16 protein-coding genes are annotated in these 16,088 nt (G+C 58.0%); 4 read left to right on the plus strand and 12 right to left on the minus strand.

All coding sequences use genetic code 11. The features are described from left to right. Window positions 1-120 precede the first annotated feature (120 nt). The 4 genes from ABH909_RS09940 to ABH909_RS09955 all read right to left on the minus strand — a co-directional run bounded on the left by ABH909_RS09940 (window position 121) and on the right by ABH909_RS09955 (window position 4,033). Complete coding sequence (locus ABH909_RS09940) at window positions 121-1,122, minus strand: AAA family ATPase (protein WP_429432735.1); 1,002 nt, start codon at window positions 1,120-1,122, stop codon at window positions 121-123. Window positions 1,123-1,506: 384 nt separating this feature from the next. Beyond that, a complete protein-coding gene (locus ABH909_RS09945) occupies window positions 1,507-2,229 on the minus strand; it encodes an SDR family oxidoreductase (protein ID WP_429432737.1) in 723 nt (240 codons plus the stop codon). 15 nt (window positions 2,230-2,244) lie between these two features. Further along, complete coding sequence (locus ABH909_RS09950) at window positions 2,245-3,087, minus strand: type 1 glutamine amidotransferase domain-containing protein (RefSeq protein WP_429432739.1); 843 nt, start codon at window positions 3,085-3,087, stop codon at window positions 2,245-2,247. A gap of 157 nt (window positions 3,088-3,244) precedes the next feature. Further along, window positions 3,245-4,033 (minus strand): SDR family NAD(P)-dependent oxidoreductase, encoded by a 789-nt coding sequence (locus ABH909_RS09955; RefSeq protein WP_429432740.1) that lies wholly within the window; start codon window positions 4,031-4,033, stop codon window positions 3,245-3,247. 129 nt (window positions 4,034-4,162) lie between these two features. On the opposite strand from ABH909_RS09955, the gene ABH909_RS09960 reads away from it, so the two are divergent. Beyond that, window positions 4,163-5,071, plus strand: a complete 909-nt coding sequence (locus ABH909_RS09960; RefSeq protein WP_429432742.1) for a LysR family transcriptional regulator — start codon at window positions 4,163-4,165, stop codon at window positions 5,069-5,071. A 95-nt stretch (window positions 5,072-5,166) separates the two neighbouring features. On the opposite strand, the gene ABH909_RS09965 is transcribed toward ABH909_RS09960, so the two are convergent. The 4 genes from ABH909_RS09965 to ABH909_RS09980 are packed head-to-tail and all read right to left on the minus strand — an operon-like array spanning window position 5,167 to window position 9,557. Further along, window positions 5,167-6,330, minus strand: coding sequence for a DUF4350 domain-containing protein (locus tag ABH909_RS09965; protein ID WP_429432744.1), 1,164 nt, complete (start codon window positions 6,328-6,330; stop codon window positions 5,167-5,169). After that, window positions 6,327-7,871, minus strand: coding sequence for a DUF4129 domain-containing protein (locus ABH909_RS09970; RefSeq protein WP_429432745.1), 1,545 nt, complete (start codon window positions 7,869-7,871; stop codon window positions 6,327-6,329). The genes ABH909_RS09965 and ABH909_RS09970 overlap by 4 nt, the downstream gene beginning before the upstream one ends. Then, entirely contained in the window at window positions 7,858-8,835 is a 978-nt protein-coding gene (locus ABH909_RS09975; RefSeq protein ID WP_429432747.1) for a stage II sporulation protein M, read from the minus strand. Before ABH909_RS09975 ends, ABH909_RS09970 begins: the two co-directional genes overlap by 14 nt. After that, complete coding sequence (locus ABH909_RS09980; protein WP_429432749.1) at window positions 8,832-9,557, minus strand: RDD family protein; 726 nt, start codon at window positions 9,555-9,557, stop codon at window positions 8,832-8,834. Before ABH909_RS09980 ends, ABH909_RS09975 begins: the two co-directional genes overlap by 4 nt. Window positions 9,558-9,726: 169 nt before the next feature. Here ABH909_RS09980 and sbcB point away from each other — a divergent pair, with 169 nt between their 5' ends. Further along, the gene (gene sbcB, locus ABH909_RS09985; protein WP_429432751.1) at window positions 9,727-11,157 is read left to right on the plus strand and encodes an exodeoxyribonuclease I; all 1,431 of its coding nucleotides are present in this window, start codon (window positions 9,727-9,729) and stop codon (window positions 11,155-11,157) included. A 99-nt stretch (window positions 11,158-11,256) separates the two neighbouring features. On the opposite strand, the gene mvaT is transcribed toward sbcB, so the two are convergent. Beyond that, the gene (gene mvaT, locus ABH909_RS09990) at window positions 11,257-11,634 is read right to left on the minus strand and encodes a histone-like nucleoid-structuring protein MvaT (RefSeq protein WP_007933316.1); all 378 of its coding nucleotides are present in this window, start codon (window positions 11,632-11,634) and stop codon (window positions 11,257-11,259) included. Between the two features lie 326 nt (window positions 11,635-11,960). Between mvaT and purU the strand changes: the two genes are divergently transcribed. Continuing rightward, entirely contained in the window at window positions 11,961-12,809 is an 849-nt protein-coding gene (gene purU / locus ABH909_RS09995; protein ID WP_007903852.1) for a formyltetrahydrofolate deformylase, read from the plus strand. An 81-nt stretch (window positions 12,810-12,890) separates the two neighbouring features. Then, window positions 12,891-13,067, plus strand: coding sequence for a hypothetical protein (locus ABH909_RS10000; RefSeq protein WP_429432754.1), 177 nt, complete (start codon window positions 12,891-12,893; stop codon window positions 13,065-13,067). Window positions 13,068-13,159: 92 nt separating this feature from the next. Here the strand turns inward: ABH909_RS10000 and ABH909_RS10005 are convergent, their stop codons facing one another. Genes ABH909_RS10005 through ABH909_RS10015 form a run of 3 tightly spaced genes read right to left on the minus strand, consistent with a single transcriptional unit; the run spans window position 13,160 to window position 16,042 of the window. Next, complete coding sequence (locus ABH909_RS10005) at window positions 13,160-14,155, minus strand: lysylphosphatidylglycerol synthase transmembrane domain-containing protein (RefSeq protein WP_429432756.1); 996 nt, start codon at window positions 14,153-14,155, stop codon at window positions 13,160-13,162. Then, the gene (locus tag ABH909_RS10010; protein ID WP_429432758.1) at window positions 14,152-14,928 is read right to left on the minus strand and encodes a DUF2334 domain-containing protein; all 777 of its coding nucleotides are present in this window, start codon (window positions 14,926-14,928) and stop codon (window positions 14,152-14,154) included. Before ABH909_RS10010 ends, ABH909_RS10005 begins: the two co-directional genes overlap by 4 nt. After that, the gene (locus ABH909_RS10015; RefSeq protein ID WP_429432760.1) at window positions 14,921-16,042 is read right to left on the minus strand and encodes a glycosyltransferase family 4 protein; all 1,122 of its coding nucleotides are present in this window, start codon (window positions 16,040-16,042) and stop codon (window positions 14,921-14,923) included. The genes ABH909_RS10010 and ABH909_RS10015 overlap by 8 nt, the downstream gene beginning before the upstream one ends. Window positions 16,043-16,088: the final 46 nt, after the last annotated feature.

The raw sequence follows: 16,088 nt of genomic DNA on the forward strand, positions 1-16,088 counted from the left end.
GCAGTCGTAGAACAGGTAGACGCGTTTTACCTGACATTGCGCGTCGACTGGTTTTGGGGCTGCTTCGCAACCCAGCGGGAGCAAGCTCCCTCGCCACAAGGGGGCGTCGCATGACTGTGGTCACAGCCGCGGTGCCGGCACTTGGTCGAGCAACTGCCGGAGCACCTGATCGACTTCCAGCCCTTCGATGTCCAGCTCCGGGGCAATCCGCACCCGGTGGCGCAACACCGACAGCGCGCAGCCCTTGATGTCATCCGGAATCACAAACTCGCCACCGCGCAACAAGGCCCGAGCGCGGGCGCAACGTACCAGCGCGATTGAAGCGCGTGGCCCGGCGCCGAGAGTCAACCCCGGCCAGGTTCGGGTGGTGCGGGCCAGGCGCACGGCGTAATCGAGTACCTGATCGTCCATGGGCAGATCACTGGCAATGCGTTGCAAGGCCAGCACGTCCTTGGCTTGCAACACGGTGCGCAGCGGTTGCACGTCGAGCATGTCGGCCCGGGTCGAGCGGCTTACCTGGCGCACCATGTTCAACTCCTGCTCGGCATCGGGGTAGTCCATGCGCACCTTGAGCATGAAGCGGTCGAGCTCGGCTTCCGGCAACGGATAAGTGCCTTCCTGTTCGATGGGGTTTTGCGTGGCCAGCACCATGAACGGTTGCGCGATCGGCAGGGCGCGGCCTTCGAGGGTGACCTGGCGTTCCTGCATGGCTTCGAGCAGCGCCGCCTGGGTTTTCGCCGGGGCGCGGTTGATCTCGTCGGCCAGCAGCAGGTTGGTGAACAGCGGGCCTTTGCGCAGTTTGAATTGCTCTGTTTGCAAGTCGTACACCGCGTGCCCGGTGACATCGCTGGGCATCAGGTCCGGGGTGAACTGGATGCGCGCGAACTCACCACCGAAGCAGCGGGCGAGAGCGCGTACCAACAACGTCTTGCCCAACCCCGGCACACCTTCGAGCAGCACATGGCCGCCAGCGATCAGGGCAGTGAGCACGTCGTCGATCACGCTGTTCTGGCCGATCACGGCTTTTTGCAATTCCGTTCTTATCGCTTGGGCCAACTGACTGGCGCGCTGGCGCTGCTGGGCGGCGTGGGTCTGTGTGCCGGGCTCGATCTGTTCAGTCATCTTTGCTGGAGCCTTGTTAACTGTTACATGCTGTTTATCTTCCATAAATCAGTCGCTTACCTAATCCGATTTTTTACGTATCTGTTACGTATGGAACGAGTGAATGACTGCCAGATTGCATCATTGCAATCGCGTGGCAATCCTTCAATTTGAGCGTTCGAGAACGTGCAGGTTAGTCCATGATGGTTAAAGGTACGCGATTGAGGATCGTTGAGATAAGGCTTCACGTATAAGTCATCTACAAGCCAGGAAACTGGGGCTAAGCCCATGACATTGATGGCCACTAATGGCCAGCAGCAAACCTTGCTCAAGGGAGACTTTGTGCCGTAATTGGACAGGGGCGCGAAGGCCAATCACTGATTGGCCAATGTTTGAGCGTTTTTATTACAACAGGCTTCTACCAATGGATGCACCGCCATCGACGTAGAGCGTCTGCCCGGTGATAAAAGAGCTGCGCTCATCAAGCAGGAAGGCCGCTGCGGCAGCAACCTCATGCGGTTGCCCAAGGCGTCCCATCGGCACTGCCGCAACATAGGCGGCCTCGCCGCAGCTACCTTCAGGGTTCCCGCTTCGGAACAGCTCTGTCTCGATGGGGCCAGGTGCTATCGCATTAACGGTAATCCCGTTTTGCGCCAGCTCCAGTGCCCAACCTCGCGTGAAGCTAACCAGAGCGGCTTTTGCGGCGGCATAGGCTGTGCGGTGACGGATTCCAAGGACCGTCAGACTCGAAATGTTCACTATTCTGCCCCATCCCCTGGCAGACATACCTGGCAGAAGAGCCTGGGTCGCCAACAACGCCGGATGCAGGTTGACCTTCATGACGTAGTCGAAGCTGGCCAAATCGACCTCTCCGATTCCTTGTGGCTTGACTACGCCCACGTTGTTAACGAGACCGTCGAAGACATAACGGGAATTCAGGCGCTCGAGCGCATGAAGAGTGCTATCCGTGTCGCTCAGGTCGGCAGCAATCAATTCGCCGGGGAATCGACAATCCTCCGCCCGTCGAGCGATGCCTACGACACGGTGTCCGTTGGCCGCCAGTTGCTCGGCGATAGCCCGACCGATCCCCTTGCTGGCACCTGTTATCAGGAAAGTGCGTCCAGACATAATGCGCTCCTGGGCTCAGTCCTTCAGGCGTTGCAGGATGGCTTGTCCGACCGCCGCTGCAGAGGCAGGGTTCTGCCCGGTGATCAATTCGCGATCGATCACGACGTTGGACGCCCACGGCGACTGGTTGCTTTGATATTGCCCGCCAGCGCGCTCCAGGGCTGTTTGTGGATAGAACTTCATTTGTCCACCCAGAAGACCTTTGGCCTGTTCTTCCTCCTGGTTACTGATGACGGTCATACGGTAACCGGCGTAGATCCAATCCGCCGGCGTAACCGTTTGTTCGCCGGCTTCAAGTGCATCGATCAGTCTTTGGGGGCGATCCAGTGCCGAGAGCAAGGCTATTGGGCCGTGGCATACCAATGCAGTTGGCTTTCCGGCGGCGTGGAAGGCGCGCAGCAAGTGGCCGAGGGCAGGATCCGAGAGCAAGTCCTGCATGGGGGCATGGCCGCCAGGCACGTAAAGGGCATCAAAATGGGCATATCCGATCTGTTCCACGCGCGCCAGGCTTATCACCGGCGAACGAGTCGCAGAGGTCAGTAGCAGTCGATCCAGCAGCGCTTGATATTCCTTCAGACGTTGCTGATCCCCACCAAAATGCCCGGCAACCGCAGAGCTTCGATCGAGACTCGGCGCGCGGCCGCGGGGCGTCGCGAAGGTCACTTCATGACCCGCCTCAAGCAAAGCCTTGGTAGGCTCCAGCAGTTCGTTGAGGTAAAAACCAGTGGAGAGCGATTTGCCATCGCGCAGTTCCAGATGGTTCTCGTCGGACAGCACTACCAGCACATTTGCCGCATGGGCGCTGAGGCTTGCGCTGCTGACAACCGCGGCCAGCACAATACGTTTGTAAGTTTTCATCGTTTTTCATCCATTTCGAGCGCGTGCCGGACGCCACGCGGGCAAACATTCATTGGCGGTTTGATTGTCGAGGCACTGGTCTGCGGACAAAAAAATCCGCACTGAGAGCCAGATCCGGGCGCTGCAAACCTTTGGCGAATATCGAGATTGGTTACTATCAGGCAATAGTCTGAACCGTCCCGCCTTCAGCCCGAATCGCCGCGCCGTTGATCACAGCTGCACGCTCGCTGGACAGGAACACCACAACACTTGCCACTTCTGCGGGTTTGGCCAGGCGGTAGATCAGCGAGGAGGGACGATTTTGCGCCATGAATTTTTTCTCTGCCTCGGTATAAGGCAGCCCCGGGTTCACTGACTCAATAAAGCCTTTGAGGCTCTCCGTCTCGGTGGGTCCTGGCAAAACTGCGTTGACGGTAACCGAGGTTCCCTTGGTCAACTCAGCCAGGCTGCGGGAGATCGACAGTTGCGTGGCTTTGCTCGCGCTGTAATGAGCCATTGCAGCCATTGGCGTCAATGCCACTTCGCTAGAGATGAAAATTACTCGGCCATGGCCACGCTCCAGCATGCCTTTCATATAGGTACGAGCCAGCCGCACTCCGCTCCAGACATTGGTTTCAAACATGCGCTGCCAGTCAGCATCACTTGTGCTGAAGAAATCGCTCAGCTCATAGGTACCCATGTTATTGATCAGGATATCGATCTGCGGGTAAGCAGCGGCAGCAACTGTCTCACCGCCTGATTGACTGACGTCTGCCACCAGGGGCAGGGCGCGCCCTTCGCCAAAGCGCTTGTTCAACTCGGTGACCCGCTGCGCTACAGAAGCCTCGCTACGACCGTTGATGATTACGCGAGCTCCGTTCTCGAGTAACTGCGTGGCGATGGCCAAGCCAATGCCGGCGGTGGATGCGCTGACCAGTGCAGTCTTGCCTTCTAAACCAAGGTCCATACCGTTCTCCAAAGATGAAATTAAGGAGCGAATTGATCCGCTGGAAGAAAGTATGAGTCGCTTTGAGTGCATTGATTAGCATGTGTAATAGAATAGTATTGCGGAATAAAATTCACATATCGGGTGATCATGGACAGTCGAAGCGGAGAGATGCAGGTCTTTACCAAGGTTGTCGAAACCGGCAGTTTTTCAGCGGCTGGCAAGTTGCTGAACCTTACGCCTTCAGCGGTAAGCAAACTCATCACACGGCTCGAAGAGCGGTTAGGCGTGCTTCTGTTCGAGCGCTCGACACGGCAATTGGTAATCAGTGATGAAGGCACCCGCTTTTACGAAAGTTGCGTCCGCATACTCAACGACATCGAAGAGGCAGAGCAGAACGCTGTCGGCTCTATGGTGGCTCCCAGCGGCCTCTTGCGGGTCAATACTTCGGTTCCTTTTGGTACGCACCAGCTCCTGCCGATTATCAGCGACTTCAATCATCTTTATCCTGACATCACACTCGATCTGTCGCTGACAGACGCTCTGATAGATCTGAAGCGCGAACGCATCGACGTGGCAATCCGCATGGGGCCGCTGGATGATGCCAGTTTCCGCGCACGCATCCTGGGTAGCAGCCGCCGCGCCGTCGTAGCCTCGCCTGCCTATCTGGCACGTTACGGCGTACCGAAAACACCGGATGAGCTGGAGAATCATCGCTGTTTCAATTTCAACTTCCGCAGGTCCCGGGATGAGTGGCCATTCAAAGTGAACCACACCACTCGATATCTGGCGGTGCGCGGCGACATGCTGACCAATAATGGCGAAACCATGCGTCAGTTAACGATCAATGGATTGGGGATCAGTCGGCTAGGAATGTTTCATATCGCCGAGGATCTCAAGGCGGGTCGGCTGATCGAACTGTTCGCTGATTTCAATGCGGGGGACACAGAGGAAATCCACGCGATTTTCAACAACCAGCGGTACATGCCGCAGCGAGTAAGGGTATTTATCGACTTCCTGGTAGAGCGAATCGGGCCATTGTTGAGCTCGCTTGGCTAAAAGAAAGGCCGCAGTCGAGGCTGCGGCCTGCTGATACCTCTGGGTATGAAACTGCTTTCAAAATGGAAGATATCCAACGCTTTCCAAGTGCCGGATCATAAGGTGTTCCTCAAGTTTTGCAGCTGGGCGACCTGACGGCAGAATTCAGCGCTGGGCAGCCGCTGCTTCGCTCGCGGGCTCATGGCCTGGCTGATGACGCGTGTGGGTTGGCCAGTCAGGCGTGCGAGCACCAGCCATTGTTCGGCAACGCCGAGTTGTTCAAAACCGGGATGACGGTGACGGACACGACGCAGGATGTCTTGTTGCAAGGCTTGCAACAGGCTGTGCTGACCGTTGCGACGCAGCATGAAATCGGCGCTGGCACGCAGGTGTTCCTGAAGTTGACGACGCGCCCTTGGGGCAGGTTCGAGCAGCGGGCCGTTGCGCACGCCGACGTGCCAGAACCCCAAGGCGATCAAGGCAATCAGGGCCACCAGTGCTTGGGGGAAGTTGCGCCACAGCAAGGTCAACAGACGGTCGTGATCGGTGTTGAACAGCAGGGTCACGTCTGTGTCGGCCGTCAGGTACCACAGCAGCCAGGCGTTATCGTACTGGTCGATGGCCGGGGTTTTCCAGAGGTCGGCGTCGGTGACCACGGTGATCGAACCCAGCCCGTGAGCCAGTTGCATCATGTGCGTGGCCTTGCCGCTGTTGGCCCAGGCCTGGGCGAGGTTTTTCGGGTCGTCGAGATGGAACGCAGTATCGAAGCTGACGTAGGCCGGCGCCTCTTCATTTTCCAGGTACAGCTTGGTCAGTTTCGGGTAGGGGTCGTCTTCAGGATCGGGCGGCGGTTCCTTGAGGTCTTTACTCAGGGATTGATGCACCTGCACCCGATCGAGCAACAGGTCATTGCTCTGACCGGTCTTCTCATCCCACAAGGCTTCGGCGACGAACAAAAGACGCCCGCCGGCCCGGGTCCAGTTCAATACCTGATCCACCTGTCGTGGCGACATGTTCGACCGATCGCCGAGCAACAACAAACTGCGCTGATGAGGCTCGAGCCTCGGCAAGATGTCGAGGCTGTTGGCGTGGCTGACAGTCAGGCCCTGTTTGCGCAGAAAATGCTCGGCCGCCAGATAGGGGTTAGTCCGGGCTTCGGGGGATGGGCCGTGATCGATTTCTGCCTGATAGGGCGTGGCCTTGAAATACAGGTAAACACTCAGCGCACACACAAGCAGGACGATGAACGCACCGACCGAAAGCCACAAACGCCGGTTCAACGGCCTGCTCCCGGGCCGAACAACGCGCGCCAGCCGTCACAGAGTTCCCGCTGCAAATGCGCCGGTGGCAGGCGATGCCCATAGGCCATGTTCTGCCAGTGCCCGGTGAGGTTTTTACTGAAGGCCAGCAAGGCAGGTTGTTGCAATTGTTCAACCCGCTGAAGAACTTCGCCTTCGGTGTCAGCGGGCTTGAGCGCCATGTTGAAATCGTGCAGCAAGTGGCTGAGGAGGGCGCGATAGAGTAACCCGAGGGCTTCACGGGGATGGGTTTGCCAAAGGCTTTCGGCGCTGGCCGCGATGTCGGCGGGCAGGGTTTCACGGTTGAGGTCCAGGCCAAACGCCTGCTGCGGGAATGGCTGCGCGACTTTGCGCTTTAACGTTGGCCGACGGCTGACGAACGCCTGCAACCAGTCGCGGTAATGCCAGATGAATAGCCCAATGGCGCCGATCACTGTGCCCCATAGCAATACTTCGATCAGGCTGGCCAATACTCCAAAGCGTTGGCTGTCCAGCAAGCTGAACAGCGCCTTCAGCCATGCGGGTGTTTTACCCGCGTCCGCGTTGTTGGCGGCGGGTTTGTCTTCGCCAAAACGATAGCGCGTGACCGTTTCCTTGTTCTTGAAGGGGGGCTGATCGAGGATGGCTTTGATGCTGTCCCGGGAGGCCTGACTGGTCAGTGGTTGCTCCAGCAGACGGGCAGATTCCGGTGAAATATTCGTTTCGGCGGCCCAGCCACTTTGCGCCGTCGGCACCAACAGCATCGCGGCCAGCAGCAACGTGACGACCGCGCTGGTCAAGCGTTGGCGCAATCGGCGAAAGACCAGCTCGATATCCCAGGCTTCCAGCCGCGTGCGCCGGTTCAGGTAAAGGCTGAAACCGCAGGCCACGTAGATCGGTTCCCAGACAATCAGCACCAGAACGTAAAAAGTATTGGTCAGATGTTCCAGCCACCGCCAGTCTTGGGTGGCGGCGGTGATCAAGGTTTGCCAGCTCCAGTCGAGTTCGACCTGTTGCGGCAAGAACATATAGAACAGCACCATCAAGCCGATCCACAGGGCGGTTTCCAGATGCACGCCGATAATCGTCAGCCATTGGGCGGCACCCGCGTTGCGCTGCAGCAGCACGCGCAAACGTTGTTGGCGTTCTTCCCCCGACAGACCTTCGAGTTGCACCACCGGCATCAGAAAACTGCGACTCAGACTCAGGCGGCGCCAGGTCAGGCTGGCCAGCAATTGCGGTTGGAGCAGGCGCGGCCATTGCCGCAGAGCCTGCTTCAGTGTAGGCGTTTCGCCGAACATGGCTTTGGACAGGATGTACAGCGGCAGCCGATCGAACGCCGGTTTGAGCCACCAGAACAGGAACACGGCGAGGGAGGGCGAATCCCACAACAGTAAGGTGAGCAGACCGAAGATTGGCAAGGTCACGATGGCCCAACTGGTCATCAACAGGCATCGATGGCGCTGACTCAGCAGCACGCCCAGGTCCATGGCTTCCCAGGTCGTGCGCGGGCGGATCACCACGCTGGCATCACTCAGGCGCATGGCGAGTCCGTCCGGCGAACAGCAAGTAAATCGCCACCAAGCCCCAGAGCGCCGCCCCAACCAGGTATCTGGTCAGCGGCGTGAGCCCGGTCCGCGACGACCAGTAGGCTTCGATAAACGCCGCAATCAGCAGAAACAACATGACCCCGCAAATCAGCAACACGCTCTTGCGTGCCGCCAGTTGCAGGGCTTCGGCGCGAGGCAAACGCCCTGGCGCGATCAAGGCCCAGCCCAGTTGCAAGCCTGCGGCGCCGGCCAGGGCGATGGCGCTCAATTCGAAGGCGCCATGGCCGATCACGAACGACCAGAAGGTTTGACCATAGCCAATGTGCGTCAGGTGCCCGGCCACCGCACCGATCATCAACCCGTTGTAGAACAGGAAAAATGCGCTGCCCAAGCCAAACAGCAAACCGCTGGCGAAGGTCTGAAAGGCGATGCCGATGTTGTGCATGATGTAATAACCGAACATCACCCAGTTCTCACTGGCCGCCCGTTCGGCCGAACGTCCCAGATGACCGGCGACGGGGTCGTACATGCTTTGCATCTCACTGACCTGCTCGGCCGGAATCAGGTTGTAGACCCGCTCCGGGAACAGATACACCAGCAACGCGAAGCCGATCAGGCTGCCAAAAAAAATCAGGCTGGCGGCCAGGACGAAGCGCCACTGTTCGCGCACCAATCGCGGGAAACCGGCGAGGATGAAACTCAACACGTTGGCACCCAGTCGACTGCGATGGCGATAAAGCTGTTGATGCCCGCGCAGGACCTGTTGCTGCAATGAGTCGATCAGGAAACTGCTGTAACCGCGCTCCTGAGCAAGGGCCAGATGGTGGCAGATCCGTCGATAATCACTGGGAAAACTGGCGACGCCAGAAGCGTCTTCGCCTCGCTCCAGCCGTTCAAGCATGAGTGCAAACTGCTCCCATTCGGCTTGGTGGCGACTTTCGAAAAGGCTTTGCTTCATGTGGGACCCAACAGTGCGCGGGCGATACCGTTGAGTTCGGCTCTCGCCTGTGGCGTCGATACCTGCAATGGCTGCGCGAGTATCGAGGCAAGCTCATTGGCCCGCGCCTCGGAAAGTTCACCCTGGCGTTCGGCAAACCCGAGGATGGCGCGTTGCTCGCTCAGTGTCAGTGCAAAGGCTGCGCGCCGAGGTGGGACATCAGGCAGCTGCGGGCGGGTGAATGGTTGTTCGCGGTAGATCACCAGCGTACCAGCGGCCAGGTCGCCGAGGCGTTTGAAGGTGGGATGTTGCAGGCAGCTGATTGCCCCGAGAAAGTAGCCGAATGGCAACATGTCGACAAATCGCAGCAGGTTGCGCACCAATGACGCAGACCAGCCAATCGGCGTGCCATCGTCATGTACCACGCGCAATCCCATCCATTGCTTGCCCGGTGAGCGGCCCTGATTGAGCACCTCGAACAGCACCATGTACCACCAGCTCACCACGAACAGCAGAATCGAACCCAGGCCGGCGCCGAGTTTTCCCAGAAACGCCAACACAATGAACAGCAGGCCCAGCATCACCCCACGCAGGACCAGGTCGATGGCGAACGCCAGCGCACGTACCATCAGCCCGGCCGGGCGCAGCGGCAAGTCGATGCCTTCGGGCGTTTCGACGTGATACCGCGTGTCCAGTGGCGGGGCCAGCGTCGCTTTCCCTGGCAGTGCTGTGGTTTTGAGCATGGGCAACCTTGATGTGGCCTGGTCCGTCGGATGCTAGCAGCCTCTCGGGGGAAAACGACATAACTATGTATTGCACGGTGCGTGGCCACAGATGTTTGAATAACAGATTGCTGGTCGGGGCGCCGTGTGTGCGCCTAGACTTCGCCGGTCTTCAGTTCAGGAACAGCCCGTGACCTCGATCTTCTGGTACGACTATGAAACCACTGGCATCAACCCCCGTTGCGACCGTCCGCTGCAAGTGGCGGGGATTCGCACCGACTTCGATCTCAATGAAATAGACGAACCGGTCAACCTTTATTGCCAGCCCAGTGAGGACATCCTGCCGCATCCGGCGGCGTGCGCGATCACCGGTATTACGCCCGCGCGTCTGCTCGAACAGGGTTTGAGCGAAGCCGATTTCATGACACGGGTTCACGCCCAACTCGCGGCGCCCGGCACCTGTGGCGCCGGGTACAACACGCTGCGTTTCGATGACGAGATGACCCGTTACAGCCTGTATCGAAACTTTTTCGACCCTTATGCACGGGAGTGGCAGGGCGGCAACAGCCGCTGGGACTTGATCGACGTGGTGCGCGCCGCTTATGCCTTGCGTCCCGATGGCCTCGTCTGGCCCAGGGACGACGAGGGGCGAGTCACGCTCAAACTCGAACGCCTGACCGCCGCCAATGGCATCGATCATGGGCATGCGCACGAGGCGCTCTCGGATGTCCGGGCCACGATTGCGTTGGCGCGTCTGATTCGGGAAAAACAGCCGAAGTTATATGACTGGCTGTTTCAACTGCGCAGTAAACAAAAGGTCATGGATCAAATTCGGCTGTTGCAGCCGATGGTGCATATTTCCGGGCGTTTCTCTGCGGCCCGCAACTATGTGGGTGTGGTACTGCCTTTGGCCTGGCATCCACGTAATCGCAATGCGCTGATTGTCTGTGACTTGCACCTGGACCCTCAGGGGCTGCTCGACCTGGATGCCGAAACCTTGCGTCAGCGGCTATACACCCGCCGCGATGACTTGGCCGAAGGCGAACTGCCGGTGCCGCTCAAGCTCATACACATAAACAAGTGCCCGGTAGTGGCGCCGTTATCGGTACTGCGTCCTGTCGATCAGCAACGTCTGGCGCTGGATATGGCGCTTTATCAGGAACGGGCGCTGCGGCTAAGTGACGCACAACAAGTTTGGCGAGATAAAGTGGCCGGTATTTACGCCAGCGACGACTTCTCTTCGAGCCAAGACCCCGAGCAACAGTTATACGATGGTTTTATCGGTGATCGGGACCGGCGTCTATGTGAGCAAGTCAGAGCCGCCGACCCTGGGCAATTGGCACAAGAACTGTGGCCTTTCGATGATGAACGTTTGCCTGAATTATTGTTTCGTTATCGCGCACGCAACTTTCCCGACACGTTGAGTCTGGAAGAGCAAGAACGCTGGCGAATATTCTGTCAGAAACGTTTGAGTGCACCTGAGTGGGGCGCGCCAAATACGCTGAATAGTTTTCTGGAGGCGGCTGCTCAATTGGCGACTAGTGCTACATCGTTTCAGCGAGAGGTTCTGGGTGAATGGCAGAATCATGTCCAGACATTACGAAAACGCTTGAGTCTTTGAAAACGAAAATAATCTGCGCTTGAATTTTCAGGCATAAAAAAACGCCAGCAATTGCTGGCGTTCCTTTGGTCGCGGATCAATCTGCGACTGGCTTGCGGCTTAGCCCAGCAGGGTAGCCCAACCTTCAACCACATCACCGCCCCACTTGGCTTTCCACTCTTTCAGAGTCTTGTGGTTGCCACCTTTGGTTTCGATGACTTCGCCATTGTGCGGGTTTTTGTATTGTTTAACTTTGCGAGCACGCTTGGTGCCAGTAGTTTTTACTGCGCCGCCACGTGGAGCCTTGGTTTTGGACTCTGGATCCAACAGTGCGATGATGTCGCGCAGGGATTTGGAGTATTCGCCCATCAAGGTGCGCAGTTTGCCTTCGAATTCCAGCTCGGTTTGCAGTTTGTCGTCTTGGGACAGATTCTTCAAACGGGCTTGCAGCTCTTTGATAGCTTCTTCGGTGGCGCGATATTCGTTGATCAAGGACATGAGGACTACCTTATGTTAGGTACTGGATGGCAGGGGTACAGTGCGACAATAATAGTCAGGGTGTTTCATCAAGTAAACATTTAACCGGAGTTTTATTTAATTTAGTTGTGGAACAGGACACACATTGGAGTGACAGTTAAATAGCGTCACAAATATTCTCGGTTGACCTCTTGAAGATTGCACGCAAGAACACCATCGCGTGGGGCCGCGTGTGCTTGCAGAGCCTGTACCGGACCCCCGGAAAAGGCCATGCATCATCAATACTGCAGTTTTGCTGCGCAATCGCTAGAATGGCGGCCTTTGCGAAGTTCTGGAGTTTCCCCCTCATGCGCACTTTTCGGCTGGTGATTGCTTGCCCGGACCGCGTCGGCATCGTTGCTAAAGTCAGTAACTTTCTGGCGTCACATAATGGCTGGATCACTGAAGCGAGCCATCACTCGGATAATCTCAGTGGCTGGTTCTTCATGCGTCACGAAATTCGTGCCGATTCGCTGCCTTTCGGTATCGAAGCCTTTCGCGAAGCGTTTGCACCGATTGCCGAAGAGTTCTCGATGGACTGGCGCATCACCGACACCGAGCAGAAGAAACGCGTGGTGTTGATGGCCAGCCGTGAGTCCCACTGCCTGGCCGACTTGCTGCACCGTTGGCACAGCGACGAACTGGACTGTGAAATCGCCTGCGTGATTTCCAACCATGATGATTTGCGCAGCATGGTCGAATGGCACGGTATTCCCTACTACCATGTTCCGGTCAATCCACAGAACAAGGAACCGGCCTTCGCCGAAGTCTCGCGCCTGGTCAAACAGCACGAGGCCGAAGTGGTGGTACTTGCCCGTTACATGCAGATTTTGCCGCCCGAGTTGTGCAGCGAATATGCTCATAAAGTCATCAATATTCACCACAGCTTCTTGCCGTCATTCGTCGGTGCCAAGCCGTATCACCAGGCTTCGATGCGCGGTGTGAAGTTGATCGGCGCCACTTGCCACTATGTCACCGAAGAACTGGATGCCGGTCCGATCATCGAACAAGACGTGGTGCGCGTGAGTCACAGCGACAGTATTGAAGACATGGTGCGCTTCGGTCGTGATGTCGAGAAAATGGTGCTGGCCCGTGGTTTGCGTTATCACCTGGAAGACCGGGTGCTGGTGCATGGCAACAAAACCGTGGTGTTCTGATAGCGATACTGTTGAAATTTGAAGGGCCTGGGCGTTCAATCGCTTCAGGCCCTTCGCCGTTTTGGCACTGAGAACATGACCATGGCCGATCCACTGGACAAAGCCACTTCCAAGGCACCCGCCACATTGGGTGAGGGCTGTTTGAGTCGCTATGACCCGGATGACCTGAGCGCCGAAGACGGCACGGAGTTTCCCGGTGCCGCCGAGTTGTGGGAGCAGGTGCAGGGCGATTGCGACGATGCAGTCGGGGGCGCCTGAAAAAGATCGCAGCCTTCGGCAGCTCCTACAAGGGCGCGGTGTATACCCTGTAGGAGCTGCCGAAGGCTGCGATCTTTTAAGGCTGCGATCTTTTAAGCCTGCTTGAGCTTCATCAGTTTCCTGAGCAATGGCCGCCCGAGCATCAGTAGAAACACCGGGCCACCGATCACCAGATAAAAGTAATAAGTCACTGTCCGCCAGATCAGAATCGCCGCCGCCGCGGTGGACTTCCCGACCATGGGCGCCAGCAGCGCCGCCGATGTCAGTTCCGCTGCCCCGGCACCGCCCGGCAACAGGCTGAATTGCCCCGCACTCAATGACAGCATCTGGATCAGAAAACACCAGGCCCACTGCAAATCCACGCCCAGCCCGCGCAATGCCAGATACAACACGCTATAGCGCAAAAGCCAATGCAGGCAGGTCAGTGCAAACACCGTGATCAATGTCTGAAAGGGCAACTTCAGTGTGTCAGTGAACGCCGCCAGAAAGTGCAGGAGTTTTCGCGCCCAGCGCATCCGGGTGGTGCCTTTGACATTGAGACGCGCGAGCAACCGCCCCCCCAGACGAATCAGCGAGCGGTGGTAGCGAGCCGCTAATACGCAGCTGAACAGTCCACCGAACATCGAGATGGCGCTGACGGTCAGCAACCATTCCATGCGCTGACTGAGGTGCTGGAACAGTGCATAAATCAGAATTGCGCTCAGCGCGCAGAGAAAAAACAGCAGATCGCTCAATTGATCCATAGCGAACACGGCGCTGCCCCTGGCCGGTCGCACGCCGTGGCGTGCCAGCAGGGCCATGATGGTCAGCGGTCCGCCACTGCCGCCGGGAGTGGCGCAGTAAGCGAATTCGGCGGACATCACCACCCCAAGGCTTTTGAAGTGACTGATCTTGCCGCGCTGATCTCCCAGCAACAGGCGCAAGCGCAGGGTGTTGAGCATCCAGCACAGCAGGATCATGCCGAACATGACCAGCAACCATTTCAGCGGAAAGCTTTGCAACCGCGACCATGTCTCGCCGCCACCCAGCAACGACGGGATAAGCACCGCAGCGAGCAGGGTGACGACCAGCAGAATCCCGCGGCTCATGCGGCGCGACCGACGATGTCGCATTGCTGTTTTAGCCAGTTGGCCTTGGTCATCGGCACACGTCCCTCGTCGAGCAAGCGCTTGAGGGTGTGCAGCCAGTAATGACGCGAGAATTCATGGCGCATGTCCACGGGGTGCACGCCGAGACGAATCACCGGCGCCTGGTGCCAATGTTGTTCGCGCTGATCGCTGACGATTTTCGACAGGCCGCGGCGCCAGGCGCTGCGCGCGCTCCAGACCAGGCCGGGGGCATCGATCGCGGTGAAATCCGGCAAACGATACAGATGCTGCGAGTCGCTGGTGTAGTGCAGCGGTAACTGGCGCAAGGCCTGGCGGGTGCCTTCACTCATCAGCCAGGCCGGGGCGACGAAACCTTCCAGTGGCCAGTCATAACGGTGAAACACCTCGATTCCGGCACGCAGGCGGGAGAGGGCGGCTTCCAGGGGCAGATCGTAGAACTCGCCTTCATGGGTGTAGATTCGGCGCATGAACCAGTCTCGGGGCGTGATAGGGATCGGCCCTTCATCGCAATGGAAGTAACCGTGCAGTGCCAGTTCGTCGCCGCGAGCGACGCGATGGGTCAGCAAACGTCGAAACGCCGGATACGTGGCCAGGTCGTTATGTTTGTGCAAATCCGGCACCACCAGCCACGTGATCGGCACCTCACCCAGTGCGTCGACGGCTTCGACAAAGGCTTGGTAATCGGGCCAGGTTTGCGGCGCAACGTCGTGCAATACCAGTATCAGGCTGGGCGCGTTCATGGGCTCAACCATTGGCGATCAGTGGCCATTGAGTGCCGAGTACCGCGTGATAGTGCCCCAGCAGGCTGTCGACCACGATGTCCCAGGCGTAATGCTGCTCGACATGGCTACGGGCTTGTTTGCCCAGCGCGGCGCTGCCCTGACTGAACAGTTCACGCACTGTGCTGGCCATCGCTGCTGGATTGTTCGGCGCGCAAAGCAGGCCGCACTGATCGGTGACAATTTCCTGAAAAGCCCCGGCCGCCACGGCCACTACCGGAAGGCCGCTGGCCATGGCTTCAAGGACCACTAGACCAAAGGTTTCCTGATCACCGGCATGCACCAGCGCATCGGCACTGGCCATCAAGCGCGCGACTTGCGCCGCCGGGTAGAACTCATCGAGGACGGTGACATTGCGCGGAACCAGGGTCGGCATTGATGAGCCCACCAATAACAGATGGTAGCGACGACCCAGGCGTTTCATGCATTTGAGCAGCACCGGCAGGTTTTTTTCCTTGGAGCCACGGCCGGCGAAGATCAACAGGTGCGTATTTTCATCGATGCCCAATTCGGCCCGCAAACCTGGATCCCGTGCATTGGGGGTGAACGTTTGCAAATCGACGCCCAGCGGTTGTACAAAAACGTTCTTCACGCCCAACCCGATCAGTTTATCGGCCATGATTTGACTCGGTGCCAGAACCCGGTCGAAGTTGCCATAAAGTTTGCTGACATAAGCTTCGACATTGGGTGTTAGCCAATTGCCCATGCGGTTGCTGACCAGCAACGGCAGATCCGAGTGATAAAAACCGATCACCGGCACGTCGAGTTGCCGCTTGGCGTCCAAGGCGGCCCAGGCAGTCAGGTAAGGGTCGCCGGCTTCAATCAGGTCAGGCTGCAAATCCTGCAGGACATTACGCCACGGCGCGAGACGGACGGGGAAACGATAACCCTTGCCAAAGGGCAGGGCAGGGGCCGGAACCGTGTAAATGCCATCCTGTTCACTCAAATGAGCCCCAGGAATCAGCAAACTGTGACGAATACCTGGCTTGCTGCCCAAGCGACGGTGTTTGGCATCCAGATAAGTGCGCACGCCACCGCTGGCAGGGGCGTAGAACATGGTTATGTCAGCGATATGCACGATGAACATTCCTCCGGTCCGTTTGTTCTCCCTTGGGTTGACCTATATGAAGGAT

This window comes from Pseudomonas sp. BS3782 TE3695, from assembly GCF_050435305.1.
In the GTDB taxonomy this organism is placed as follows: domain Bacteria; phylum Pseudomonadota; class Gammaproteobacteria; order Pseudomonadales; family Pseudomonadaceae; genus Aquipseudomonas.

Excerpts from the sequence above, each read along its gene's own strand:
- ABH909_RS09975 (WP_429432747.1), bottom strand. The coding sequence starts at position 8,835 with ATGAAGCAAAGCCTTTTCGAAAGTCGCCACCAAGCCGAATGGGAGCAG.
- ABH909_RS09945 (WP_429432737.1), bottom strand. The coding sequence starts at position 2,229 with ATGTCTGGACGCACTTTCCTGATAACAGGTGCCAGCAAGGGGATCGGT.
- ABH909_RS09950 (WP_429432739.1), bottom strand. The coding sequence starts at position 3,087 with ATGAAAACTTACAAACGTATTGTGCTGGCCGCGGTTGTCAGCAGCGCA.
- ABH909_RS10000 (WP_429432754.1), top strand. The coding sequence starts at position 12,891 with ATGGCCGATCCACTGGACAAAGCCACTTCCAAGGCACCCGCCACATTG.
- ABH909_RS10015 (WP_429432760.1), bottom strand. The coding sequence starts at position 16,042 with ATGTTCATCGTGCATATCGCTGACATAACCATGTTCTACGCCCCTGCC.
- purU (WP_007903852.1), top strand. The coding sequence starts at position 11,961 with ATGCGCACTTTTCGGCTGGTGATTGCTTGCCCGGACCGCGTCGGCATC.
- ABH909_RS10005 (WP_429432756.1), bottom strand. The coding sequence starts at position 14,155 with ATGAGCCGCGGGATTCTGCTGGTCGTCACCCTGCTCGCTGCGGTGCTT.
- ABH909_RS09940 (WP_429432735.1), bottom strand. The coding sequence starts at position 1,122 with ATGACTGAACAGATCGAGCCCGGCACACAGACCCACGCCGCCCAGCAG.
- mvaT (WP_007933316.1), bottom strand. The coding sequence starts at position 11,634 with ATGTCCTTGATCAACGAATATCGCGCCACCGAAGAAGCTATCAAAGAG.
- ABH909_RS09955 (WP_429432740.1), bottom strand. The coding sequence starts at position 4,033 with ATGGACCTTGGTTTAGAAGGCAAGACTGCACTGGTCAGCGCATCCACC.
- ABH909_RS09980 (WP_429432749.1), bottom strand. The coding sequence starts at position 9,557 with ATGCTCAAAACCACAGCACTGCCAGGGAAAGCGACGCTGGCCCCGCCA.
- ABH909_RS09960 (WP_429432742.1), top strand. The coding sequence starts at position 4,163 with ATGGACAGTCGAAGCGGAGAGATGCAGGTCTTTACCAAGGTTGTCGAA.
- ABH909_RS10010 (WP_429432758.1), bottom strand. The coding sequence starts at position 14,928 with ATGGTTGAGCCCATGAACGCGCCCAGCCTGATACTGGTATTGCACGAC.
- ABH909_RS09970 (WP_429432745.1), bottom strand. The coding sequence starts at position 7,871 with ATGCGCCTGAGTGATGCCAGCGTGGTGATCCGCCCGCGCACGACCTGG.